We start from the raw sequence: 24,102 nt of genomic DNA on the forward strand, positions 1-24,102 counted from the left end.
GGAGTCATGCGATGGAGTCGACACAGTTAATCTATGGCAAGCCCTTGAAAGAGGGGCTTGCATTCGAAATCGACGTAAAGGTCGAGGAGTTTCTGGACGGCAGTCTCGACATCGATGAGATAGAAGCGCTGTGGCGGCAGTATCCGCTTCTGGTGTTTCGCCGTCAGTCGCTGCTCGAAGAAGAACTGGTGCGATTTTCTTCCCTGCTTGGCGAATGCGAAGCGGTCAGTCGTAAAGACATTCTGTCACCGTATTCCGACAAGGTGATCTATTTCAGCACGCTGAAATATGCGGACGGTCGCAACCTCGGTGGCTTTGCGGGAGGAGAGGACGTCGACTGGCATTCGGATCAGACCTTCCGGCCGTCACCGTCCACCGGCGCGATTCTTTACGGTGTGGAAGTGCCGCGCGACGGCGGCGACATTTACTGGGCCGATCAGTATCGGGCCTATGAACTGTTGCTCCCCGACGTGCGCCGCAAGATCGACGGGCGCATCGGGACTTATCGGTACGCGAAGCGCCTGGGCATCATGAATGCGACTGAACTGAAGGGCAAATTCGATGAATTGTCCCGCACGCCCGATGTGTTTCACCCCGTTGTGCTGGACCATCCGCTCACCGGGAAAAAGGCGCTTTATGCCGACCCGACCACGCTGGTTTCAATCGACGGTCTCACCGAAGCAGAGAATGCCGTGATCCTTCCGTTGCTCTTTGCGGCAGGCGGCGACCCGTCGGCCGTCTATCGGCACAAAGTTCTGTCCGGCGATCTGATGATGTGGGACAACGGTTGCACGATGCACCGGCGCGACGTCATGACACTCGAACAGCCACGCCTGATGAAGCGGACCACGTTCCGCCTACCGGCATCCAGGTATTGTGTGCCGCATTAGTCATGCAAGGTGCCCGGGCCGCGATGGACCGCGTAGCGCTATTTCGGTTTCAGGTCGACGCCGAGGAAATCGCGCACGGCCGTGATCATCAGCGTGGCGATATCGTTGGTGCGCGACTTCAGGCGTTCGACGGGGCCTGAAATGAGCAGCGCGTAGTGGCGCGCAGGCATGGGCAACGCGAGGGCGACGCCCATCAATCCCGGTGAATATTCCTCGTTGCCGAGGAACCAGCCTTTTTTTATCGATCGCTCGATTTCCGCTTCGATGTCATCGGGATTCATCAGCGTGTGCGGGGTGTAGCGAATATAGTCGGCGCGTCTTAGCAGGGCGAGACGTTCGGCAGCCGAGCGTTGCGACAGCAATGCGCGTCCGGCGGCAGTGGCGTGCATCGGCACGCAATTGCCGATCTGCGTGGTGTATCGAATCGGATTGGCCGATTCGCGCACGCCGACGAACATCACCTGCCCGGCGTTGGGGGCGGCAAGCGCAGTCGTTTCGCCCGTCGCGTTCGCGAGAAATTCGAGCAGATTTTCCATCTCGACCGAAGGCGTTTCGCCGCTGCGGATGGCTTCGACAAGCTCCCACCAGCGCGGCGACGGATACACGCCGCCTTTCGGGCGGGGCTCGTAGAGATAGCCGAGCGACTTGAGTGTCGTGAGCAGGTTGTGTGTGCTGGAGCGCGGCCAATCCAGCGTTTCGGAAATCTCGGCTAGCGACGCAGGTCGTTTGATCTGGGCAAAGAATTCGAGCAGTTCGAGAACCTGGGCGGCTTGTCTGACCATGGACTACTCACCAAAAAGATTGACACATGAGGGCTTCGCTTTCGCCGCAGTGTATCAAGGCCAATGCGGCGAAACCGCGTCTGCAAAAAAATTGAATCGGCGCCCGCGGCCAGCCGCCAGGTTCGACATTCTCCGGCATTCAGGCACGTTTTCCCGTTTTCCAGCACTCCCTGGGGTTCACACTTAGAGACTGTTTGTCCCTGTGTGTGGACAATTAATTCACGTCACTGAACGCATGGCGGCTTCGGTCACCTTCGAAATGCCACGCGTCGCGTGTCGCAGCGAAGCTCTGCCAGGCCACTCGCCGGAGGAAAAATGAAAATCGCGAAGACGCAGGAAATCGCCAGGGAGGGCAGCCTATGGATGCCCGAATGGATCGCGCGACTCGACCCGAGAGGCAGGAAGACCTTCGTCGCGTCATTCGGCGGCTGGGCGATCGACGCGTTCGACTTCATGATCTTCAGCTTCGTGATCACGGCGCTCACGCATTCGTTGGGCGTCGAACGTGGCGCGATCGGCCTGATCGGCACCGCCACGCTGCTGGCGTCCGCGGTGGGTGGCTGGACTGCCGGCATGCTCGCCGACCGCTTCGGGCGCGTGAAAATGCTGCAGGGAACCATTCTCTGGTTTTCCGTCTGCACGGTTCTGATCGGCTTTGCGCAGAACTTCGAGCAACTGCTTGCGCTGCGTATCCTGCAGGGGCTTGGTTTTGGCGGTGAGTGGGCGATCGGCGCGGTGTTGATCGGCGAAAGCGTTCGCGCCGAGGATCGCGGCAAGGCCGTGGGCTTCGTGCAAAGCGGCTGGTCGATCGGATGGGGTGCGGCGGCGCTCGCGTACAGCATTTCGTTTTCGTTTCTGCCGGAACAGTACGCATGGCGCGCGTTGTTCTGGATCGGCGTCTTGCCGGCGCTGATGGTGCTGTTCGTGCGGCGTAACGTCAGCGAACCCGAGATCTTCGTTCGGGCACAAGCGGCGCAGCGAGCCGCCGGCACGCGCACCAATCTGCTTGCGATCTTCATGCCGCCGCTGCTCGGCACGACGCTCAAAGCCTCGGCGCTATGCACGGCGCTCACCGGTGGCTACTACGCCATGTCCACCTGGTTGCCCACTTTCCTGAAGGTCGAACGGCATCTGTCCGTGCTGAATACCGGCGGCTATCTGCTGGTGCTGATCCTCGGTTCGTTCTGCGGCTACATTCTCGGCGCATATTTGACCGACCTATGGGGACGTCGACGCAGTTTCGTCGTGTTCTCGTTCGTCGCGGCCGTCTGCCTGTACGTCTATCTGAAGATGCCGCTCACCGATGGACAAATGATGGTGCTGGGCTTCCCGCTCGGCATGGCCTCGTGTGGCGTATTTGCCGGAATGGGCGCTTACCTGACCGAACTGTATCCGTCGACGGTACGCGCTTCGGGACAGAGCTTCTGCTACAACTTCGGCCGCGGCATTGGCGCGCTGTTTCCCGCGATGGTCGGTTATCTGAGCCAGACCTCGTCGCTCGGTAGTGCGATCGCCATCTTCGCGGGTTGCGCGTATGGCGCGTCGGTGCTCATGGCGATGCTGTTGCCGGAAACCAGGGGCCGGGCGCTCCAATAGTCATCGGCTTGTGAAGCTATGAATGGTTACGAGAGAACGAAATGACCGCGACCGGTTTTGCGATGCCAGCAGGTGCATGTGATTGTCATACCCATGTTTTCCCCGACGATCCGCGCTTCCCGTTTTCCGCTATGCGTAAATACACGCCGCCGTTCGCAAGCGTGCCGCAGTTGCAGGCGATGCTCGATACGCTGCAGGTGCAACGCATAATCGTCGTTCAGCCGAGTGTCTACGGTAGCGACAACGCCGCCACGCTGGACGCAGTGCGCAAGCTCGGTCGCGAGCGGGCCCGTGCAGTGGCCGTGATCGAAGAGGACGCAACCGATACGCAACTCGACAGCCTGCACGATGCTGGCGTGCGCGGTGTTCGTCTGAATCTCGAGATGCTGGCCGAGAGTGATCCGGCTCGCTGCAAAACCATCGTCCGACACACCGCCGCGAAGCTCGCAGGCCGTGGCTGGCATGTTCAGGTGTACAGCCAGCTCGAACTGATTGCATCGATCGCTGACGTGTTCGGTGGCCTCGACCTACCTGTTGTATTCGACCATTTCGCCCGCGCACGCGCTGAATTCGGCCCGCAGCAGAAGGGCTTTCGGGCGGTGCTGGATCTGGTGAGGACAGGCAGCGCGTACGTGAAATTGTCGGCGCCTTATCTCTGCTCGAACGACTCGCCGTATTACACCGATATCGACGCGGTCGCCCATGCGCTGATCGACGCGAACCCGGCGCGAATGCTGTGGGCCAGCAACTGGCCTCATCCGAATCCGTCACATGCTCCCGCTGCATCGCTGGACGAAATCAGCCCGCGACAACAGGTGGATGATGCCGGCCTGCTCGGCATGCTAGCCCGATGGGCGCCGGATCCCGCCGTGCGCGATTCTATTCTCGCCAGCAATCCGGCTTCGCTGTACGGCTTTACCGAAACCGTTGCGCTGGGCGTGCAACCCGGCTAGGCGCATTCGCGCCACCGCGCGGCTACGTGCCTTGCAGCCTTTTTTGCAACTGAGCTTACCGAGGAGCAACCCGTGAGCACTTTCGACATCAGCCCGCAATCCACCACGATAGTCCGCAACACCAAGGAATGGCTCGACGCGATCTCGCAATTCGAAAAACGTGCGAAGCCGAGTTTCTTTCATGCTCGCGCGCAGTTGCCCGATCAAGGTCGCACCAACATCGTGCTCGGCGCGACCCCCGCGTTGAGCGTGGTGCTGAAAACCTACGCGAGCGGCGGCGAAAATGAACTGCATGCGCATACGAACGAAGACCACATGTTCTACATCCTGCAGGGCAGCGCGACGTTTCACGGCCCGAATGGCGAGACGCGGATCGTATCGAAGAATCAGGGCATTCTGCTGCCGCGCGGCTCGTTTTACTCGTTCTGCGCCGACGAAGGAGAGCCGCTCGTGATGCTGCGCGTCGGCGCAACTGTCGATCCGTCTACCGATCCGCTTGCGCGAGTCGGGATCGACCATCTGCCACTCGACGGATTTTCAGAAGCGAACAAGGAAGTGCCGCTCGTGCTGAGCGAGCAGTGGTTCTCGTAACCGGAACTGCAGCCAGCAGGAAGAACTGGGCGTTGGAAGATTAACGGGTCCGGCGCAGTTTCATCGAGAACGCGAAGTTCTCGGCGGGATAGTGAGCGATCGACACTTCGGCGATTTGGCCCGACGCGATCCTGAACGTGCGGATCACTTCGATCGACGTTTCGCCGGGCTCAGCGCGCAGCATCGATGCGACCGGCGCGGGCATCGGGGCAGTGCGCAATTCCTGCTCGACCTCGACGATGCGCTCGCCGTACAGCGTTTCGATCAGTTCGAAGATGGGGCCGTTGTTGTGTTCCAGCAGTCGTGCGACTCCGGCGTAGCTTTCGTGAACATAGACTTCCATCCAGCAAACCGGCTCTTCGCTCGAATCCGGAAAGCGGAAGCCGTCTATACGAAGCCACTTTTCTCCTTCGGCCGAGCCAAGTCGTGCGGCGAGAGCGGAGTCTGCGCTCAGCATCTCGACCGAGTCGATACGAAAGCGCAGGGCAGTGACGAAGGAGAAAAGATCGTTGATCGATTCGATTTCGTGTACATAAGCGCCGCTGCTGCCAGGACGCACCACGGTGGTCGGCGCACCGCGACGCGACGAGATCAGGCCATCGTCGCGCAAACGCCGCAAAGCTTCGCGAATCGTGTGACGGCTGACGGAAAAACGTTGGCCGAGTAGATCTTCGGAGGGCAACTGCGTGCCGACCGGATAGACCCCTTTGAGAATTTCGGCCTTCAGTGTCGCGACGACCTGCACATAGAGCGGCTCGGTGCGATCGGCGGCCGGAAGCCGGGTGCTCGCCTTTGGCGCTCGCGCCTTGCCGGAGCCTGTCTGGGTTTTGCCTGACTTTTCCAGTGGTGTATTGCGCTGACCCAACGATGATCTCCCCGCCCGAACGTATGGAGCAAAACTTTACCATGTGTCCCAAACGGCCCAGGGCGGTCAGCCGCGACGCCGGACCGCCCGGGTTCGCTGGGAAGTCAGCTGGCGGCAACGTATTGGAGCAACGGTGCGGCCTGCTGTGTGCTCGCCTGAGTCGGGGCACCGTCGAGAAACGCGGGGCTCAGGTCCCGCGCCGACGGGCAGCCGATTTGCCCGCATACCAGATCGAGTTCCGCGCGCAGAATGCTCAACGCGCGCAACGCGCCCTCGGTTCCGCCTGCCGCAACACCGTAGGCGGGGGCGCGTCCGACGAAGGTGAAGCGCGCACCGAGGCACAGCGCGGTCGCGATATCGGCGCCCCGGCGAATGCCGCTGTCGAGCATGACCGTCATCCGGTCGCCGACGGCTTCGACGATGCGCGGCAACGCGTCGAGCGGCGCGACCGCGCGATCGAGTTGCCGGCCGCCATGATTCGACACGATGATGCCGTCCACGCCGAGGCACAGCGCCTGGCTCGCGTCGTCGGGATGCATGATGCCCTTGACCACCAGCTTGCCGCTCCATTGGCGGCGAATGTTGTCGAGGGTCGCCCACGAGTGCGGCGCCGGCACCTGGTCCGCGTAAAAGCTCGTCAACGCTCGCGCATTGAGGCCGGCGGGCGCGTACTTGCGGTAGTTCTCCATGAACGGCAAGCCGTTACGCAGATAGTCGGCCACCCACGCCGGATGCCGTGCCGATTCGAGCATCACGGCAAGGGTTGGCTTGTAGGGCCGGACCCAGCCGCTGCGGATATTGCGCTCGCGCTTCGAATGAAGCGGCACGTCGACGGTGACGACCAGCGTCGACAAGCCCGCATCGGCGACCCGGCGAAACAGATCGCTCGTCATGCCCGCATCCTTGCACGGGTAATGCTGATACCAGGACTTCGGCGCGACCCGCGCAACCTGTTCGATCGACGCCGTGCTCGCGCCGGAAATCACGAACGGCAGGTCTGCCTTCGCGGCCGCCTCCGCGAGCATGAGGTCCGCGCCCGGCCGCACCATCGCGATCATGCCGGTCGGCGCAATGCCGAACGGCGAAGCAAAAGTTTGCCCGAAGAGTTCGACCGACTGATCGCGACGCGAGATATCGACCAGATAGCGCGGCAGCAGGCGGTGCTTCGCGAACGCGGCCTGGTTGGCGGCGAGGCAGCCTTCGTCTTCCGCGCCGCCTTCCAGATAGTCGTAAATCACTTGGGGCAGGCGCGTTCTGGCGATCTTGCGCAGATCGTCGATGCTCAGGGCTTGGGTCAATTTCATCGCTCTTCCCAGAAAAGGTGATCACAAGCACATGTGGAATAACATGTACGTATAGGTAGTCAGGATAAAGAAAAATGTTCGTTCTGGCACGTTCGATTTGTGTCTTTTATTAAGCAATAAACTCGGTATTTATCCCTATGCACTTTGCGATAACGAAGTCTATAACATGTACGTACAGCTTTAATTATTGTCCGTTATCGCGCTACCCCAGGAGACAGCATGTACGCACCGCCGCCCGTCGTCGAAGCCAGGGAGTTTGTCCGCATTCCATCTGAATTTCACATGAAGGGCCGCCGCTCGACGTGGGTCGACGTGCAACTGCATGGCGCCGACGCGCCTGCCTTTCTCGAAGGACCGTCATTCGATCGCGAGGGCAACCTGTGGGTCGTCGATATTCCGTGGGGGCGTCTGTTCAAGATCACGCCGGACGCCAAAGTGACCTGCGAGCTCGAATACGACGGCGAACCGAACGGACTGAAGTTCCACCAGGATGGCCGCGCGTTTATCGCCGATTGCAAGAACGGATTGATGGTGTTCGATCCGAAAACCGGCAACATCGAGCCGTTTCTGGAACGTGCGCTGGTGCAGAGATTCAAGGGATTGAACGATCTGGTGTTCGCCTCGAACGGCGATCTGTACTTCACCGATCAGGGGCAAACCGGGCTGCACGATCCGAGCGGCCGTCTCTATCGCCTGAGTCACGACGGCCGGCTCGACTGTCTGCTCAGCAATGTGCCCAGCCCGAACGGACTGGTGCTGAACGAAAAGGCGCATGTGGTGATGCTTGCCGTGACGCGGGCGAATGCAATCTGGCGGGTACCGCTGGTTCGCGACGGCCTGGTCACCAAGGTCGGCACTTACGTGCAGATGTCGGGTGGCGGCGGCCCCGATGGCGTCGCACTCGCGAGCGACGGCTCGATCGCGGTGTGTCACGTCGGGCTCGGCGCGGTCTGGCTGTTCAATCCGGTCGGCGAGCCGATGCTGCGTATCAATTCGGTTCACGGGACCATGACCACGAACTGCGCGTTCGGCGGACCGGGTAATCGGCAGTTGTTCATTACTCAAGGCTGTTCGGTTCTGGTTGCCGATGTGCCGGTCGCCGGAATGCGCATGTTTTCGCACGCGGAAGTGGGCGCCGACCCGACCGTCGCCGGCTTCGCTCACTAGGATGATCACCATGCTCGAGCCGGTTTCGCGCTCCGATACCCCACCTCCGACCGACATGCCCAAGATTGCGCTGGCGCAGTCCACGGTCGCGCAAGTCGTGGCAGAGATATGCGTACGCCACGGCGTGCGTCAGATTTATGGGCTGCCTGGCGGTGGCAGCAGCCTCGATGTGATGCAGGCGTTCGCGGCGCTCGGTGTGCGTTTCGTGCTCGCTCATACCGAGGCGGCCGCCGGCATGATGGCCGCCGCCGATGCGGAAGCGCACGGCGGTCTAGCCGTGGTGGTCACGACCCAGGGACCGGGCACGGCCAGTGTCGCCAATGCCATCGCGCACGCGAGCCTGGACCGCGTGCCGGTGCTGGTCATTACCGATGGCTGGACCAGGCAGCAGCTCACGCACGATTCGCATCAGGTGTTCGATCAGCGCGCGATGCTGGCGCCTGTCGTGAAGGCACATACCCGGCTCGACGGCGAGCAGGTCGCCGTCGAGTTGGAGCGCCTGATCGCCATCGCTGGAACCGAGCCATGCGGACCGGTGTATCTCGAACTGACCGGTGAAAATGCACGCAGGACGATTGCTGAGCAGCATAACGACGCGAGTCCCGCCGTTGCCGCCGATGCGCCGTCGGCATCACAAAGCGAGGCCGTCGCTACGGCGATAGCGTTGATCGAAAAAGCACGGCGGCCAGTGATCGTTGCCGGATTGGAGGCGCGCTCGTCAGACGTGGCGTCCCGAATCGACGCGCTCGCGATGCACTGGCAATGCCCGGTGCTCACTACCTACAAAGCAAAAGGCGTCACCGCCGACGAGTCGGATCATGCTCTCGGACTGTTCACCGGCGGCGCGCTGGAGCGAAGCAGCGTCGAGTCGGCAGATCTGATCGTGTTGTGCGGTCTCGATCCCGTGGAATTGATCGGTCGCCCCTGGCCTTATACCGCACCGGTGATCGACCTGAGTCCGGTCGAACACGTTCCTCACTACGTCGAACCCGCGGCACGCCTGCGTCTGCCGCTGGCGCGTTCGCTCGATGCATTGTCGTCGGTCGCGCCGTCGCGCGGCTGGTCGAACGAAGAGTTCGTCCGACTGAAGACCGGCATGCACGAAGCCCTTGCATACGCCGGCAGCGAAACGGGTCTGACGCCGGTGGCCGTTGTGCAGATCGCCGCGCGAGCCGCGCAACACCTCGACGCCCGCGTCACCGTGGATGCCGGCGCTCACATGTTCTCCGCGATGGCCTTCTGGCCGGCAAAGCGACCGCGTGACGTGCTGATCTCGAACGGCCTTGCGTCGATGGCATTTGCATTGCCTGCCGGCATCGCGATGGGCGTGTCGGACCGGACGCGCCAGGTGATCGCATTCACCGGCGACGGCGGCTTGCTGATGTGCATCGGCGAACTGGCGACGGCGGTGCGCGAAGGCGTGAAGCTTTGCATCGTGGTGTTCAACGACTCGACGTTATCGCTGATTCAGATCAAGCAGCAAAGCCGTGGCCTCGAACGCGATGGGATCGAATGGCCGCGCATCGATTTTCCGGCAATCGCACGCGGCTTCGGCATGAGCGCTTTTTCCGTCGTCACGACGCAAGCCTATGAGAACGCGCTTGAGGAAGCGTTCGCGACGAACGGCCCGTGTCTGATCGATGTGCATGTCGATCCGTCGGGCTATCTGGCGCAATCGAAGGCGCTACGCGGTTAGTCGGCAAAGGGCTCGACGGGACAGCAGGCAATGCAGTGAGCAATGCAGTGAAAGGCGAGACAGGAGCAGGCCGTGTCCGTTACGGCGCGACTCTCCTGCGAATGCAACCACAAGAATCAAGGAGACGCTATGAATCGCCTATCAGGCCGCAACGGCCGCCGCGGCCTTTGGTATTGGGGCTTCCTGATACCGCTCGCTTTAGTGGTGTGCGTGCCGTTTTACAACCGGGTCGAGCCCACCCTGTGGGGATTGCCGTTCTTCTACTGGGTGCAGATGCTGTTCGTGATCGTCGGCGCGCTGGTGACGGGCGCGATCTACCGGCTCACGCCGGCAAAAGGCGAGCATTCCCGGTCAACCGGTACGGAGGCGTCATGAACGTGACCGCGACCGTAGTATTCGGCGCATTGTTTCTGCTGGTGACGGTGTTGGGCTTTCTCGCCTCACGATGGAAGCAGGGCAATCTTGATCACCTCGAGGAGTGGGGCCTGGGCGGCCGTCAATTCGGCACGCTGATTACGTGGTTCCTGCTGGGCGGCGATCTTTTCACGGCATTCACGGTGGTGGCGATTCCTGCGCTCGCGTTTGGCGCCGGCGCAATGGGCATGTTCGCCATTCCGTTCTGCATCCTGACGTTCCCATTCATCTTCATGGTATTTCCGCGACTGTGGGCTATCGCGAAGCGCCATAACTACATCACGGTCGCCGATTTCGTCCAGGCGCGATACAGAAGCAACGCGCTCACGCTGGTCGTGGCTATCACCGGAATCCTCGCGCTGATGCCGTATATCGCGCTTCAGCTGGTGGGACTCGAAGTGGCCATCGGCGCGTTGGGGTTCGATACGACGGGCGCGGGCGGCGACGTGCCGCTTGCCGTGGCATTCGCGATTCTCGCCGCCTATACGTGGAAATCGGGCCTGCGCGCACCGGCCATGATCGCGATCGTGAAAGACATTCTGATTTACGTGACCGTGATTGCCGCCGCGATTATCATCCCGGCACAACTGGGCGGCTTCGCGCACATCTTCGCTGCGATCCCGGCGCCGAAACTGTTGCTGCGCTCTCCCAACGCGACGAGTCTGAACGACTACGGCGTGTATGTGTCGATTGCACTCGGCTCCGCTTTGTCAACGGTGCTGTATCCGCACGCCGCGACCGCATTGCTGTCATCGAAGTCGGGTAATACCGTGCGGCGCAATATGGCGTTGTTGCCCATCTATACGCTGATGCTGGGCTTCATTACGTTACTCGGCTATATGGCAGTCGCGGCCGGCGTGAAGGGGATGCCCGAATTCGCGCGGTACTTCTCCGCCTACGGTAACAACTTTGCGGTTCCGGCGCTGTTCCTTCATTTCTTCCCGTCGTGGCTGGCTGGCCTCGCATTCGCGGCAATCGGCATCGGGGCGCTCGTGCCGGCCGCGATCATGTCGATCGCCGCAGCCAATCTCTACACGCGCAACGTGCATCGCGCGCTCGTCAACCCGCGTATGACCGCGCTGGATGAGACGCGGGTGTCGAAGCTCGTCGCCGTGTTCGTCAAGGTAGGCGCGGTCGCCATTATTCTCGGCCTGCCGGTGTCGTATGCAACCGATCTGCAACTGCTCGGCGGGGTCTGGATCATCCAGACGCTGCCGACCGTGGTATTCGGTCTGTTCGGTCGCGCGTTCGATCCTCGTGGGCTGTTGATCGGGCTGCTGAGCGGGCTCGCTTGCGGCACGTGGATGGTCGTGCAGTTGCACTTCAAGACGTCGGTATACCCGCTTCATTTCGGCGGATACACGGTGCCGCTGTACTCCGCGATCTGGGCGCTTTCGTTCAACATCATCATTGCGGGCACGCTCAGTGTGCTCGCGAAGCTGGGTGGCTTTGCCAGTCCCGCAGATCTGGGGCTCATTGCGGATATCCGTCGCGACGACAATTCCGCCGAAAAAACCATGGAGGGCGTATGAGCACGACTGCATCAACAGGTCAACGGCACAGCTACGGTAATTACATTGATGGAAAGGAAACCGCCTCGCAAAGCGGTGAGGTGTTCGTCTCGATCAACCCGACCACTGGTAGACCGTGGGGCACATTCTCGCAGTCGGGCGCGACCGATGTGGACCACGCGGTGAACGCTGCGCAAGCCGCGCTTAAGGGTCCGTGGGGACGACTGTCGCCGAGCGCAAAAGGACGGTTGCTGATCGCGTGGGGCGAAGCGATTGCGGAGAATGCACAAGCTATCGCGATGCACGAAACCGAACAGAATGGCAAGCTCCTGACGGAAATGCAGGCGCAGGCGAAGATCGTCAAGGACTGGCTGTTCTATTTCGGCGGCCTCGCCGACAAGGTCGAGGGCAGGGTGATTCCCCTCGAGCGCGCGAGCGTATTGAACTACACGTTGCGCGAGCCGCTGGGCGTGATCGGCGTCATCGTGCCGTGGAATTCGCCCACGCTGATCTCGATCATGAGCATGGCCCCGGCACTCGCGGCAGGCAACACTGTCGTGCTCAAGCCATCGGAAATCACCTCGGCGTCTGCGTTCGATCTTGCGGCACTGGCCGAGTCGGTGGGCATTCCTGCGGGCGTGATCAACGTCGTGACCGGCGCACGCGAAACCGGCGATGCGCTGGTCAGCCACCCGGGCGTGGCGAAGATCGTTTTCACTGGCAGCGAGCAGGCGGGCCGCAGCATCGCAGCGAAGGCCGGCGGTCGGCTCGCGGCATGCACGCTGGAACTCGGCGGCAAAAGCGCAAACATCGTATTCGACGATGCAAGACTCGATCAGGCCGAAGCCGGTGTACTCGCTGGTATTTTCGCGGCGGCCGGTCAAACCTGCATTGCGGGATCGCGCGCCTATGTGCACCGAAAAATCTACGACCAGTTCGTCGACCGCATTGTCAGGCGTGCGAAGCAGATCAAATTAGGCGACCCCCGGTTACCCGCTACGCAGATGGGTCCCGTCGCCACACGGGCACAACTCGACAAGGACCTGACGATGGTCGCGCAGGCGCTCGAAGACGGCGCGCAAATTCTGTGTGGCGGCAAACGCGCAGAGGTTGCGGGCTTGGAAGACGGTCTGTTCTTCGAGCCGACCATCTTTCATGAAACGAAACCTGGCGACCGGATCATGAATGAAGAAGTATTCGGTCCGGTGCTTTGCATCACGCCGTTTGACGACGATGAAGAGGTGCTCGCTCTGGCCAACGGAACGCGCTTTGGTCTTGCCGCCGGCATGTGGACCTGCAGCTTGCAGCGCGCGCACTCGTTCGCGAAGCGACTCGAGGCCGGCACCGTGTGGATCAACATGTACCGCGCGCTTGCGTTCAATTCGCCGTTCGGGGGCTATAAGGCGAGCGGGCTCGGGCGTGTGAACGGTGCCGAAGCCATCGAGCAGTATCTGCAGACCAAAAGCGTCTGGTGCGAACTCGGCAGCGAAGTGCAGGATCCGTTCGTCCTGCGACTATGAGGCCGCTTTAACGCGGGTCGGGCTGTTCTATCTATCGTTGAACCGGCGTGCTTGATCCTGTTCGGGGCAATGCGTAGTTCATGCTGTTAGTCATACTTATTATTAACCATCCGATTGGAACTGATCGCAAAGGAACGACGATGAAAACAAAGTTGGCTGCCACTGCCGCGGTGTTAGGCACGATAGTCGGTTCAACGCCGGCATTTGCACAGAGTAGTGTGACGCTGTACGGCATCATCGATACCGGGTTGAATTTCGCCAGCAACGTGCAGACCGGGCGCAATGGCGCAGGCTTGAAAGGCTCGAATCAATACTCGTTTCAGGACGGCGCCACCGGCGGCATTCGTGGCAGCCGTTGGGGGCTGAAGGGCGTAGAAGACCTGGGCGGTGGACTCAAAGCGGTGTTCGTTCTGGAGAATGGTTTTGGGATCGGCAACGGCACGCTCGCGCAAGGGGGCGCGGAATTCGGCAGGCAGGCGTATGTCGGGCTGCAAAGTGGCTACGGTACGGTGACGCTAGGGCGGCAGTACGATCCTGTCGTCGACACGGTACAACTACTGACCTCGGGCGCTATCTGGGCGGGCTACCTCGGCGGCCATGCCGACGATATCGACAACACGTTGAACACCCACCGCATCAATAACTCGATCAAATATACAAGCGCCGACTACGCGGGCTTCCACGTGGTCGGTCTGTATAGCTTCGGCGGCGTGGCCGGCAGTGTCGGGGCTAACCAGGTCTGGTCACTCGGTGCGGCATATCACACCGGACCGATCGTGTTAGGCGCCGGCTATCTCAATGCGCGCAATCCAAATTTCTCGTTCTACGGGACCAATCCCAGCGCAGGCACAGCGGACACCAGCAACAATCTCGGTAGTGTCGGCACCGCGACCGCGGCGCAGTCGAATCCGATCTATGCAGGCTATGCGTCTGCATCGACGACACAGATTGCGAGTGCGGGAGGCTCCTATGTGATCGGCAACGCGACGCTCGGGCTGGTCTATTCGAACGTGCAGTTCCGGGGCCTCGGGTCGTCGACCGGCCCCAATCCGTTCGGGTACTCGGGCACGGCGAAGTTCGACAACGCCGAGGCCAACTTCCGCTATCAGATCACGCCGTCGTGGCTCGCCGGCGTGGCCTACGTGTACACGCACGGCACGGGTGCCGACGGCCGGCCTAGCGCGACCTACCATCAGGCGCAGACCGGTACCGACTACTTCCTGTCCAAGCGCACGGATGTGTACGCGATCGTTGTCTATCAGCATGCGAGCGGAACGGATTCACTGGGTCAACCTGCGGTCGCGTCGATCACGGGGCAGACGCCTTCGGCGAACAACCATCAGGTGGCGGTCCGTTTGGGTATCACGCATCGCTTTTAGGCTTGCAGCGCGCACTGTGCATGGCGGCGCGGCACGCGTTCACTGCGCTGACCCCGCTGCGGCGAGGATGGCTTGGGCGCGTTGAATCACTGGCGCGTCGATCATCTTGCCGTCGACGACTGTGGCCGATCCCGCGCTCGCCTCGGCTGCCTGTAACACGCGGCTAGCCCAGGCGCGCTCATCGTCGGTCGGCGTAAAGGCGAGGTGGATGGGCGCGATCTGTTTGGGGTGGATGCAAAGCTTCCCGCCGAAACCAAACCGCCTTGCGCGCCTCGCTGCATGCTCGATCTGTGCGGCGTCGTCGAGCGCAGTGGTGACGCCATCGACCGGCGTGCCCAGGCCGGCAAGCCGCGACGCGAGTGTCATCTGTGAGCGGAAATACGCCAACTCTTCGCCGTCTCCCATCATGCCCATGTCGAGCTGGAAGTCGATGGTCCCAAACATCAATCGCCCGACTCGCGGCGCCGCTGAGATCGTGTCCAACGCGTTGAAACCTTCAGCCGATTCGAGTAGCGGGAGGATCGTGAGGCCCTCATGCGAGCGGGAGGCGATGGCGCGCAAGGTATCCACGCCGGCGGCCTTCGGCAGGACGATGCCTTTCACTGCCTGGTGCATCGCGCATGCGGCGATGTCGTCGGCGAACCATTTCGTCTCGGCACCGTTGATACGGACGTACACACCAGCCAGTTCATTGAGCGCGTCGAGCACGGCATCTCGGGCGCGCTCCTTTTCGTCAGGGGGCACTGCGTCCTCGAGGTCGATGATGACCGCATCCGCACCTGCGAGGAGTGCCTTTGAGAAGCGTTCGGGACGATTGCCCGGAACGAACAGATACGAGCGCGGTTCAGGTTTTTTGCTGGTTTGCATATGGATAAGCTGAAGGTAAACGGATTAATGCCGGACCGCGAAGTCCGGCGCCTGATGTCGGCCGACGACGCCCACCGTTCAATGTCTTGCCGACGTATTGCTCTGTATCGACACGCCGGCGAGCTCGGATTCGACCGGCGCCAGCGCCTCCAGCGAGCGCCCCCGTGTCTCGATGCCAAAGACCGCGACCACGATGATCTGCACGACCAGCAGCGACAGCATGGCGAGCACCACACCCTTGACCTGATAGCTCGCGTGCAACGACACGACGACATAGGGCGTGACGACGGTCGCGAGACGCCCCAGCGTGTTGCAGAAGCCGGAGCCGCGCATGCGCAGGTCGGTAGGGAAAAGTTCCGGCACGTACAGCGCCCATGCGAACGCGACCATTGCGTAGATCGTTGCGACGAGGCCGAAGCCGACCAGCGCGATGGCAGCCGGCGCGGTCATGTTGGGGTAGATCGCGCCGAGCACGACCGCGACGCACGAGAACGCGATGAGGCCGAGCTTGCGTCCCAGCCGGTCTCCGGCGAACATGCCGATCAATCCGCCCACTGGGCCGCCAAACGACATCAGCGTGGCGAAGCCCAGCGAGGTGACGATGCTCATGCCGCTCCTGGCCATGAACGACGGAATCCACGCGATGAAGCCGTAAATGACCGTGTTCAGCACTACCAGAATCACGCTGGCGACCAATGTTCGCCTGATCAGATCGCGCGAGAACAGCGCGGTGAAGGGCCGCTCGACAGGCCGCACCGGCAGCGCGGTGGCGATCGGCGGCAGGACATGGGTCAGCGACACTTCGCGCTCGATCTCGCCCAACACGCGATTGGCGTCCGCATAACGGCCCTTCGCTTCGTACCAGCGCGGCGACTCCGGCATCTTCTTGCGCAAATACCAGACGATCAGCGCGCCGACGCCGACAATCACGAACATCCAGCGCCAGCCGTAGTTCGGGATGATCAGATAACTCAGCAGCGCGGACATGAAGAGCGCCATATTCGTCAGTGCGGAGAGCGCCGAGCCCCAGCGTCCGCGCTGTGCCGGTGGGATGAACTCGCTGACGGTGACATAGCCGACCACGATTTCCGCGCCGAGGCCGATGCCCATGAAGAAGCGGGCGACTACCAGCCACGTCATGGTCGGCGCGCAGGCACCTGCCAGCGACGCGACGCCGAAGATCAACAGATTCGCCTGATACGAAAAGCGCCGTCCATAGCGGTCACCGAGCACGCCAGCGAGCCACGCACCCAGCACCATGCCTGCAAACGTCGACGACACGAACTGCGCGTTATGCGCGAGGTCCGACCAGCCGCTCTTGATCAGCGCACCGAGCACGGCTGCGCCCAGGTAGATCTCGAACGCGTCGAGAAACATGCCGCCCGCTACCAGACCCACGGTACGCCAGTGAAAGCGGGAAATGGGCAGCCTGTCGAGGCGCGCACCCGCGTTTGGAACGGTGCTGTTCATCCTGTCTCCTTCTTATGTTCGCGACCGCTGTCGGTGAGCCGGTCATCGATGCTGCACGATAGGATTGGATGTACGTACATGTCAACGAACGGCACCTAGTGATTTATACCTAGTAAGAAGCAATCGCGGTGTAAAGTGCAGTAAGGGTCCGGATTGCCACGTTGACACTCCGAAATTTAATGAATATAGTTGTCCGTACATGTTGACGAAAATCATTGATGGATGCGGCCATTTCATGGAGGAGGACAAACAGATGAACAAACAGGCGATCGAGTCCGCGGAGGAAGCGCAATTGCTCGATGCGATTGACCGCTGGTTGAAACGCGAGGTCGAGCCGGTCGTGATGCAGTACGACCACGAGGACAAATGGCCGGCGAAGATCGTCGATCAGATGGCGGAGCTCGGACTATTCGGCGCAACGATCAGTCAGCGTTACGGTGGCCTGGGTTTGCCTGCCTCCACCTATGCGCAGATCATCATGCGAATCTCTGCGACCTGGATGGCGATCACAGGCATCGTCAATTCGCATCTGATGCTGGCCCTCGCAATCGAAAAGTTCGGCACGGAAGCCCAGAAGGAAACATGGCTGCCGAAGCTGGCAAGCGGCGAAGTGCGCGGTGGCCTGGCGCTGACCGAACCCGACGCGGGGACCGATCTGCAGGGCATCCGCATGACGGCTCGCAAGGACGGCGACCATTACGTGATCAACGGGACGAAGACGTGGATCACGAATGGCATTGAAGGCTCGTGCTTTGCGTTGCTCGTCAAGACCGATCCCGACGCGGATCCGCGCCATAAAGGCATGAGTCTTTTCATCGCGCCGAAGCTGGCAGGCTTCACCGTGGGCCGAAAGCTGGAGAAACTCGGGTACAAGTCGATCGATTCGGCGGAACTGGTGTTCGACAACTACCGGATTCCTGCCGATCATCTGATTGGCGAGGTCGAGGGGCAAGGTTTCTATCAGGCCACGGGTGGCCTCGAATTGGGGCGGATCAACGTGGCCGCGCGTGGCGTGGGGATTGCAGAGGGCGCGCTCGCGCTCGCCACCGAGTACTCGCAAAATCGCAAGACCTTTGGCAAGCCGATTTGCGAGCATCAGGCGATTCAACTGAAGCTTGGCGAAATGGCGACTCGCGCAAGAGCCGCGCGCCTGCTCGTCATGGATGCCGCCGACGCTTTCGATCGCGGCGAACGCTGCGACATGCAGGCAGGCATGGCGAAGTATTTCGCTTCGGAAGCTGCACTCGAAAACAGCACGGAGTCGTTGCGCATTCATGGCGCGTATGGATATTCGAAGGAATATCACATCGAACGGCTGTATCGGGATGCGCCGCTCACCTGCATCGGCGAAGGCACCAACGAGATGCAGCGCATCATTATTGCGAAGCAATGGATCAAGAGGAATTCGATCGCATGAAACCGCTTAATGGAGTCCGAATCATTTCAGTGGAGCAGTTTGGCGCTGCTCCGTACGGGTCGATGTTTCTTGCGGATCTGGGGGCGCAGGTCATCAAGGTCGAGAACGTTGCGATTGGCGGCGATCCGGCTCGCTATACCGGACCGCACAAATTAGGCGAAGCCGATAGCCAGTACTTCCAGACGTGGAACGCAAACAAGCAGAGCATCGCGCTGGATTTGCGCTCTGACGAAGGCAGGCAGGCATTGCTCCGGCTGGTGGAAAACGCCGATGCACTGGTCAATAATCTTCGCGGTGATCTACCTTCAAAGATGGGGCTGGACTACGCCACGCTTTGTGTAACCAATCCCGCAATCGTGTGTTTGCATATCTCGGCATATGGCCGCGACAATGAACGGGCCTCGTGGCCTGGCTACGATTATCTGATGCAGGCCGAGTCTGGATTGATGGACCTTACCGGCGAGCCGGGAGGTCCGCCTTCGCGCCTTGGCGCGCCGTCCATCATCGATCACATGACAGGTATCACCGGTGCGGTGGGTCTGCTGGCGGCGTTGCTCGGCGCGCGGTCCTCGGGCGTTGGTTGCGACGTGGACACTTGCCTGTTCGACGTCGCTCTGCATCAGCTCGGTTATGCGGCAATCTGGAGTTTGAACGAGGCGCACACCGTTAGCCGTCAGCCACGCAGTTCGCATTTCTCGCTGACACCAGTGCAAACTTTCCCGACCGCGGACGGCTGGATTTTCATCATGTGTATGACGGAAAAGTTCTGGCAGGCGCTATTGCAAGGTATCGACGCCACGGAAATTGCGGACGATCCGCGGTTTATCGATGTAGCGGCGCGCAATCAACATCGGGAGGAACTCAATGCGAGACTCGATGCCGTGTTTCGCACGCAAAGCTCGGCGCACTGGCTGTCGGTGCTGCAGGGCAAGTTGCCGATCGGACCGGTGTTGACTGTCGACCAGGCGCTCAATAGTCCGTTTGTCGTTGGAAACGGCATGATCAGCCAGGTGCCGCATCCGCTGCGGCTGGACTTCCGGATGCTGTCCAATCCGTTGAAGATCGATGGAAAGCGGCTCAGCCAACGCGTGTGTGCAGCGCTTGGCGAGAATACCGAAGCAATTCTCGGCGAGGCTAGCCGACAGGAGATTGGTTCGACATGAAGCTGAAAGGTATTCGCGTACTCGACCTGACTTCGTTTCTGCCCGGTCCGTATCTCACGTTGGCGCTTGCCGATCACGGGGCCGAGGTGATCAAGGTGGAGGCGCCAGGCGCCGGCGATCCAGGCCGTCATATTGGTCCGCAAGCGGGCGACACGACCGTGTTCTTTCGCAATCTCAATCGGGGCAAAAAAAGCGTTGTGCTCGATCTGAAGGGCAAAGAAGGCAGGGAGTCGTTGCTCGCATTGTGCGAGTCCGCCGATGTGTTCGTCGAGTCGTTTCGTCCCGGTGTAATGAAACGTCTCGGGATCGACTACGAGAGCGTGCGGGAGCGTAATCCACGCATTGTCTACTGTTCGATCAGCGCATTCGGCCAGACCGGCCCCTATGCGGGACGTCCTGCTCACGATATTGCGGTCGAAGCGTTGAGCGGCGTGCTTGGCATGACCCTGGGCGATGATAACCAGCCGGCCATGCCGGGTGTTCCGGTCGCGGATCTGCTCGCGGGCTTGCAGGGACTGTCGGGGGTGTTGATGGCGCTGCTTGCTCGCGAAAAAACGGGCAACGGAGATTTTATCGATATCGGCATGCATGACGCGATGCTCGCCGGTTGTCTGAACATTCTCGGACCGGCTATCGCGCAGGGAGTGCAGCCTGTGGCGAAACATCAGCGTACGACGGGCGGGGGCGCGCTCTACCGTATTTATCGCACCGCCGACGATCGGCACATCTGCCTCGCGGGGCAGGAGCCGAAGTTTGTCGAAGCGCTGCTTGATTACCTCGGGCGCCCCGATCTTTGCGAACTGTGCTTGCGTGGCCCGGGTCCGCAGCAACAACCCGTGATTGAGTTTCTCACCGACACCTTCGCGGCGATGACAGCGGATCAATGGGACGCGTGCCTCGCAAAACTGGATGTCTGCTATGCGGTGCTCAAGACGTTGCCCGAAGCACTCGAGGACGAGAATGCGCTCGCCCGCGGCATGGTGCTGAAGGACGCCGAAGGACACACGCACGTCGGTCCGCCCATCCGTTTTGCAAATGAGCCCGCCAAGCCTGATTTTCGTGTGGCCGCACTAGGCGAACATAGCGCCGCTTATGTACCGCGGTCATCAGTGGCCCGCTGCCGGCAAGCGTGATTGACTGTCCTACCATTAACGGAGCATGCCGATGAATGACAACCTGCTGAAAAGCGTCCGCATTCGCGAGAACGCGGGCCGTTTCTATGAAGATTTCGAGCCGGGGCACATCTATGAGCACCGTCCAGGCCGTACGATCACCGAAACCGACAATATCTGGTTCACATTGTTGACCATGAATACGCACCCGCTGCATTTCGATAACGCCTATGCGGCGAAGTCGGAGTTTGGGCAGGCGCTCGTCAACAGTTGCCTCACATTGTCGATGGTGGTAGGCATGAGCGTGCGCGATGTCAGCCAGCACGCAATTGGCAATCTCGGCTGGGACAAGGTCGCGTTGACCGCGCCGGTCTTTGTCGGCGACACGATTTATGCCGAGTCTGAGGTACTAGCGAAACGCGAGTCGAAATCGCGTCCGACACAGGGCATCGTTACCGTCAAAACTGTCGGCCTGAAGGCTGACGGCAAGCAGTTTATGAACTTCGAGCGGACCGTGCTGGTGCCGAAGCGGGGAGGAGGTATTGAGACCTGAAGATGGGCGTCGCGAGAGCTGAATCTGCCGCGCCGGCCTGATATCAGGCTCAAACTAATCCGTCTGGGCGTCGATAGGCGAAACGCTTTGCAACGCAAGCACGCCGTTGCGTCTTCGTGAGCACGCGTCGAAGGGCGGCAATTCTGATCACGGCAGTGGCGCGAAGCAGCGACGTTGGGTCGATGAAGGCACCCGAAAACCACATTCCCGCTCCAGTTGCGAACGCGTATAGGCTAGGGCGCTGGTAGTTGATTGCCGGCCGACCGGCGGAATGAATTGCCGGGCGTCGAGCTAAGTCGCGTCCGCGGTGGTATTTGAATCTATCTATGTAGAAGATCAATTGCGCGCTGTCCCGACTGGGCTCCCGCTCTGAAATTGACAATCCGGGTGGGAGTGATCCGAACGGCGCTTATGTCGTTTCGGAGAGAGCTGATTGGCGATGCTCTTCCGTTAAAAGCACATCGGTTATTGTGCGGTCAGGTACGTTGTGGTCCAGGCAGTGCCAAATGGGAAGGTCGATATCACCGACGGCGGTAGCGGATTTTCCTCGTCGCACGGCCCGGGTCTATCTGCGGATAGACCCGGGCCGTTCGCATTCCTGCGTAGGGAATTCGCACGCCTCGCCCGAGGGGCGCTTCAGAAAACCGGGCAGCACAGCCCGGCATTCGGCCTTCGGTTCAATAGGGTCTCAAAAGCTCTCTCGACGTCGGAGTGGGTGTTAACACGTAGTGGCGTTAAATCATAAAAATATGGCAGCCAAAACGTAAATCGTTTCGGCGGATTGCCGTATCTTCGCCGAACTGATCGGTCTTCTATCGCGCCTGCACGTGCGCGATGCGGAGTCGATACATCCGTCATCTACAGGGGAAGAGTGCGAAGGTTTCTGTCGCTCGACGGTCCGTTGACGACAGCACTTTATTAGCACTCCCTGAGTGTTTCCTTCCCCTCAATCCACGCCTGGAGACCATGCCATGAACTTTCTCGACGGTGCCCTCTACACCGAAAACCAGCAACCTTTGATCATCACCGCCGCGCCTTACGCGCCGTCGTGGGTGCCCGCCGACTTTCCCGAGGACATCCCCGTCACGATGGACCAGCAGATCCAGAAGGCGGTGGATTGCTACAACGCCGGCGCCACGGTGCTGCACCTGCACGTGCGCGAACTCGACGGCAAGGGCAGCAAGCGCCTGTCGAAGTTCAACGAGCTGATCGCCGGCGTGCGCAATGCCGTGCCCGAGATGATCATCCAGGTGGGCGGCTCGATCAGCTTCGCACCCGAGAGCGAAGGCGCCGCAGCCAGATGGTTGAGCGACGACACGCGTCACATGCTGGCCGAACTCGACCCTAAGCCCGACCAGGTGACGGTGACGATCAATACCTCGCAGATGAACGTCGTCGAGCACTGGGAAGATGCCGACGTCAAGGGCACCTCCATGGCGGACCCCGAGGTCTACAACGCGTACAAGGAAATGACCGTACCGGCGCAGCCGGGCTGGGCGGAAGAACATATCCGTCGCCTGAACGCGGCGGGCATTCAGAGCGCGTTCCAGTGCTACAACATCAACAGCTTCGAGTCGGTCGAGCGTCTGATCCGGCGCGGCATCTACAAGGGCCCGCTAGTGATGAACTGGGTGGCGATCGGCGGCGGCATGGATGCACCGAACATCTACAACCTGGCCAACTTCGTGCGGGCCACGCCGGATGGCGCGGTGCTGACGGTGGAGAGCTCGATGCGCAACGTGCTGCCGGTCAACATGATGGGCATTGCCATGGGCCTGCATGTGCGCTGCGGCATCGAGGACAACCTCTGGAACCAGGCGCGCACGAGGAAGATGAGCACGGTCGAGCAGATCGAGCAGCTGGTGCGCATCTCACGCGAGTTTGGCCGCAAGGTGGCCACTGCTCAGGAGGCGCGCGAGATCAGCAAGATCGGCGTGTTCTACGACACGGTGGAAGAGACCCTGCTTGCCAACGGTTTCGCGCCCAACCGCAACGGTGGCACACAGGGCTTCCTGCGCAAGGTCGTTTGAAGACGTGAGCCGGGCGGGCGTGTTGCACGCCCGCGAAAAGGTCATGGAGCGAGTGGGGCGGTCTCCTCGGACCGCGCCAGCCCGTGATGGTCGATCAGGCCGAGGTGCGATAGCCAGGAGCTTTTCCGATCCCAGGTCGGAGCGGACGAGTGGAGGACCCTTCCGCGCAACGCGGATGGGTAAACGTCAGTGCATTCGCCGGTCTGCGCCGCATGCCAGCAGACATCGCGCGCGCGCTCAGGCACGCCATGCTGCGTCGGTTCATTTCGCCTGGGCACTACGCCAATCACGCGGCGTCATACCGAATTGCGAAGTGAACCAGTTCGTAAAAGAACCCTGCTGGGTGTAGCCGAGCAGCGCCGCGACCCGCCCGATCGGATAACGCGCGTTGCTCATATAGCGTATTGCCAGTTCCCGCCGAACTTCCTCGACGAGCGTCGAAAAGCAGGTATCGGCCGATCCCAGTTGCCGCTGCATGGTGCGCACGCTCAGATGCAAATGCCGAGCCACCAGCTCAACCGTGGCCTGCGCGACGGGCAGCAGCAGGTAGATGGCCTTGCGCACTTCCTGCTCGATCGAATCCGCAGCCGCCGCGTTCAGTGGCGTCGCGAGGCTCTCGGCGTATCGAACCAGTTCCAGGTCGGCGGCCGGATTCGGGTAGTCGAGTTCAGCGGCCGCGCACACGAGCCCGTTGAAATCGCTGCCGAATTCGAGCGGACAGCCGAAAAAACGTCGATGAAACGTCAGATCAGGCGGCCCCCGGTGAGTGAAATGCACGGCGCGCGGCTTCCAGTAATTGCCGAGCAGCGCGCTGGAGTGGCG

The 24,102-nt window shown here is 61.1% G+C and carries 21 protein-coding genes; 15 read left to right on the forward strand and 6 right to left on the reverse strand.

Translation table 11 applies throughout. From position 1 onward, the window contains the following. Positions 1-11: 11 nt before the first annotated feature. The gene (locus CIC12_RS17620) at positions 12-890 is read left to right on the forward strand and encodes a TauD/TfdA dioxygenase family protein (protein ID WP_168665384.1); all 879 of its coding nucleotides are present in this window, start codon (positions 12-14) and stop codon (positions 888-890) included. Between the two features lie 38 nt (positions 891-928). Here the strand turns inward: CIC12_RS17620 and CIC12_RS17625 are convergent, their stop codons facing one another. Next, complete coding sequence (locus CIC12_RS17625) at positions 929-1,672, reverse strand: IclR family transcriptional regulator (protein WP_168665386.1); 744 nt, start codon at positions 1,670-1,672, stop codon at positions 929-931. Between the two features lie 315 nt (positions 1,673-1,987). On the opposite strand from CIC12_RS17625, the gene CIC12_RS17630 reads away from it, so the two are divergent. The 3 genes from CIC12_RS17630 (at position 1,988) to CIC12_RS17640 (ending at position 4,812) form a co-directional block, all read left to right on the forward strand. Further along, positions 1,988-3,268, forward strand: a complete 1,281-nt coding sequence (locus tag CIC12_RS17630; protein WP_174772086.1) for an MFS transporter — start codon at positions 1,988-1,990, stop codon at positions 3,266-3,268. Positions 3,269-3,309: 41 nt separating this feature from the next. Beyond that, a complete protein-coding gene (locus CIC12_RS17635) occupies positions 3,310-4,221 on the forward strand; it encodes an amidohydrolase family protein (RefSeq protein ID WP_168665388.1) in 912 nt (303 codons plus the stop codon). A gap of 72 nt (positions 4,222-4,293) precedes the next feature. Then, positions 4,294-4,812 carry a cupin domain-containing protein gene (locus tag CIC12_RS17640; protein ID WP_342030546.1) on the forward strand — a complete coding sequence of 173 codons (519 nt, stop codon included), beginning with the start codon at positions 4,294-4,296 and terminating at the stop codon, positions 4,810-4,812. 40 nt (positions 4,813-4,852) lie between these two features. Here the strand turns inward: CIC12_RS17640 and CIC12_RS17645 are convergent, their stop codons facing one another. Beyond that, complete coding sequence (locus tag CIC12_RS17645; protein WP_168665390.1) at positions 4,853-5,677, reverse strand: GntR family transcriptional regulator; 825 nt, start codon at positions 5,675-5,677, stop codon at positions 4,853-4,855. Positions 5,678-5,781: 104 nt separating this feature from the next. Next, complete coding sequence (locus CIC12_RS17650; RefSeq protein WP_168665392.1) at positions 5,782-6,981, reverse strand: alpha-hydroxy acid oxidase; 1,200 nt, start codon at positions 6,979-6,981, stop codon at positions 5,782-5,784. A gap of 219 nt (positions 6,982-7,200) precedes the next feature. Here CIC12_RS17650 and CIC12_RS17655 point away from each other — a divergent pair, with 219 nt between their 5' ends. The 6 genes from CIC12_RS17655 to CIC12_RS17680 all read left to right on the forward strand — a co-directional run bounded on the left by CIC12_RS17655 (position 7,201) and on the right by CIC12_RS17680 (position 14,668). After that, the gene (locus CIC12_RS17655; RefSeq protein ID WP_168665394.1) at positions 7,201-8,148 is read left to right on the forward strand and encodes an SMP-30/gluconolactonase/LRE family protein; all 948 of its coding nucleotides are present in this window, start codon (positions 7,201-7,203) and stop codon (positions 8,146-8,148) included. A 10-nt stretch (positions 8,149-8,158) separates the two neighbouring features. Beyond that, the gene (locus CIC12_RS17660) at positions 8,159-9,844 is read left to right on the forward strand and encodes a thiamine pyrophosphate-binding protein (protein WP_168665396.1); all 1,686 of its coding nucleotides are present in this window, start codon (positions 8,159-8,161) and stop codon (positions 9,842-9,844) included. A 129-nt stretch (positions 9,845-9,973) separates the two neighbouring features. Further along, positions 9,974-10,219: a DUF3311 domain-containing protein gene (locus tag CIC12_RS17665; protein ID WP_168665398.1), complete on the forward strand. Its 246-nt coding sequence runs from the start codon at positions 9,974-9,976 to the stop codon at positions 10,217-10,219. After that, positions 10,216-11,790 (forward strand): monocarboxylate uptake permease MctP, encoded by a 1,575-nt coding sequence (gene mctP, locus CIC12_RS17670; protein WP_168665400.1) that lies wholly within the window; start codon positions 10,216-10,218, stop codon positions 11,788-11,790. Before CIC12_RS17665 ends, mctP begins: the two co-directional genes overlap by 4 nt. Further along, positions 11,787-13,289, forward strand: coding sequence for an aldehyde dehydrogenase (locus CIC12_RS17675; RefSeq protein WP_168665402.1), 1,503 nt, complete (start codon positions 11,787-11,789; stop codon positions 13,287-13,289). Before mctP ends, CIC12_RS17675 begins: the two co-directional genes overlap by 4 nt. A gap of 140 nt (positions 13,290-13,429) precedes the next feature. Continuing rightward, positions 13,430-14,668 (forward strand): porin, encoded by a 1,239-nt coding sequence (locus CIC12_RS17680; RefSeq protein ID WP_168665404.1) that lies wholly within the window; start codon positions 13,430-13,432, stop codon positions 14,666-14,668. 39 nt (positions 14,669-14,707) lie between these two features. On the opposite strand, the gene CIC12_RS17685 is transcribed toward CIC12_RS17680, so the two are convergent. Further along, positions 14,708-15,535, reverse strand: a complete 828-nt coding sequence (locus CIC12_RS17685; protein WP_168665406.1) for an HpcH/HpaI aldolase/citrate lyase family protein — start codon at positions 15,533-15,535, stop codon at positions 14,708-14,710. 78 nt (positions 15,536-15,613) lie between these two features. After that, positions 15,614-17,005, reverse strand: coding sequence for an MFS transporter (locus CIC12_RS17690; protein WP_168665408.1), 1,392 nt, complete (start codon positions 17,003-17,005; stop codon positions 15,614-15,616). A 253-nt stretch (positions 17,006-17,258) separates the two neighbouring features. On the opposite strand from CIC12_RS17690, the gene CIC12_RS17695 reads away from it, so the two are divergent. The 5 genes from CIC12_RS17695 to CIC12_RS17715 all read left to right on the forward strand — a co-directional run bounded on the left by CIC12_RS17695 (position 17,259) and on the right by CIC12_RS17715 (position 23,280). Further along, positions 17,259-18,422 (forward strand): acyl-CoA dehydrogenase family protein, encoded by a 1,164-nt coding sequence (locus CIC12_RS17695; protein ID WP_168665410.1) that lies wholly within the window; start codon positions 17,259-17,261, stop codon positions 18,420-18,422. Beyond that, positions 18,419-19,585 (forward strand): CaiB/BaiF CoA transferase family protein, encoded by a 1,167-nt coding sequence (locus CIC12_RS17700; RefSeq protein ID WP_168665412.1) that lies wholly within the window; start codon positions 18,419-18,421, stop codon positions 19,583-19,585. The genes CIC12_RS17695 and CIC12_RS17700 overlap by 4 nt, the downstream gene beginning before the upstream one ends. Then, positions 19,582-20,718 carry a CaiB/BaiF CoA transferase family protein gene (locus CIC12_RS17705; protein WP_168665414.1) on the forward strand — a complete coding sequence of 379 codons (1,137 nt, stop codon included), beginning with the start codon at positions 19,582-19,584 and terminating at the stop codon, positions 20,716-20,718. The genes CIC12_RS17700 and CIC12_RS17705 overlap by 4 nt, the downstream gene beginning before the upstream one ends. Positions 20,719-20,749: 31 nt before the next feature. After that, positions 20,750-21,250, forward strand: a complete 501-nt coding sequence (locus CIC12_RS17710) for a MaoC family dehydratase (RefSeq protein ID WP_168665416.1) — start codon at positions 20,750-20,752, stop codon at positions 21,248-21,250. 971 nt (positions 21,251-22,221) lie between these two features. Beyond that, complete coding sequence (locus tag CIC12_RS17715) at positions 22,222-23,280, forward strand: 3-keto-5-aminohexanoate cleavage protein (protein WP_168665418.1); 1,059 nt, start codon at positions 22,222-22,224, stop codon at positions 23,278-23,280. Between the two features lie 261 nt (positions 23,281-23,541). On the opposite strand, the gene CIC12_RS17720 is transcribed toward CIC12_RS17715, so the two are convergent. After that, the coding region (locus CIC12_RS17720; RefSeq protein ID WP_168665420.1) for a helix-turn-helix domain-containing protein at positions 23,542-24,102 on the reverse strand (561 nt) is incomplete at its 5' end.

Origin of the sequence: Paraburkholderia sp. SG-MS1 (genome assembly GCF_012275575.1) — a bacterium.
Classification (GTDB): Bacteria; Pseudomonadota; Gammaproteobacteria; order Burkholderiales; family Burkholderiaceae; genus Paraburkholderia.

Coding starts and splice junctions, on each gene's coding strand:
- CIC12_RS17665 (WP_168665398.1), top strand. CDS start 9,974: ATGAATCGCCTATCAGGCCGCAACGGCCGCCGCGGCCTTTGGTATTGG.
- CIC12_RS17675 (WP_168665402.1), top strand. CDS start 11,787: ATGAGCACGACTGCATCAACAGGTCAACGGCACAGCTACGGTAATTAC.
- CIC12_RS17655 (WP_168665394.1), top strand. CDS start 7,201: ATGTACGCACCGCCGCCCGTCGTCGAAGCCAGGGAGTTTGTCCGCATT.
- CIC12_RS17690 (WP_168665408.1), bottom strand. CDS start 17,005: ATGAACAGCACCGTTCCAAACGCGGGTGCGCGCCTCGACAGGCTGCCC.
- CIC12_RS17715 (WP_168665418.1), top strand. CDS start 22,222: ATGAACTTTCTCGACGGTGCCCTCTACACCGAAAACCAGCAACCTTTG.
- CIC12_RS17625 (WP_168665386.1), bottom strand. CDS start 1,672: ATGGTCAGACAAGCCGCCCAGGTTCTCGAACTGCTCGAATTCTTTGCC.
- CIC12_RS17635 (WP_168665388.1), top strand. CDS start 3,310: ATGACCGCGACCGGTTTTGCGATGCCAGCAGGTGCATGTGATTGTCAT.
- CIC12_RS17680 (WP_168665404.1), top strand. CDS start 13,430: ATGAAAACAAAGTTGGCTGCCACTGCCGCGGTGTTAGGCACGATAGTC.
- mctP (WP_168665400.1), top strand. CDS start 10,216: ATGAACGTGACCGCGACCGTAGTATTCGGCGCATTGTTTCTGCTGGTG.
- CIC12_RS17710 (WP_168665416.1), top strand. CDS start 20,750: ATGAATGACAACCTGCTGAAAAGCGTCCGCATTCGCGAGAACGCGGGC.
- CIC12_RS17700 (WP_168665412.1), top strand. CDS start 18,419: ATGAAACCGCTTAATGGAGTCCGAATCATTTCAGTGGAGCAGTTTGGC.
- CIC12_RS17660 (WP_168665396.1), top strand. CDS start 8,159: ATGCTCGAGCCGGTTTCGCGCTCCGATACCCCACCTCCGACCGACATG.
- CIC12_RS17695 (WP_168665410.1), top strand. CDS start 17,259: ATGAACAAACAGGCGATCGAGTCCGCGGAGGAAGCGCAATTGCTCGAT.
- CIC12_RS17705 (WP_168665414.1), top strand. CDS start 19,582: ATGAAGCTGAAAGGTATTCGCGTACTCGACCTGACTTCGTTTCTGCCC.
- CIC12_RS17685 (WP_168665406.1), bottom strand. CDS start 15,535: ATGCAAACCAGCAAAAAACCTGAACCGCGCTCGTATCTGTTCGTTCCG.
- CIC12_RS17630 (WP_174772086.1), top strand. CDS start 1,988: ATGAAAATCGCGAAGACGCAGGAAATCGCCAGGGAGGGCAGCCTATGG.
- CIC12_RS17650 (WP_168665392.1), bottom strand. CDS start 6,981: ATGAAATTGACCCAAGCCCTGAGCATCGACGATCTGCGCAAGATCGCC.
- CIC12_RS17620 (WP_168665384.1), top strand. CDS start 12: ATGGAGTCGACACAGTTAATCTATGGCAAGCCCTTGAAAGAGGGGCTT.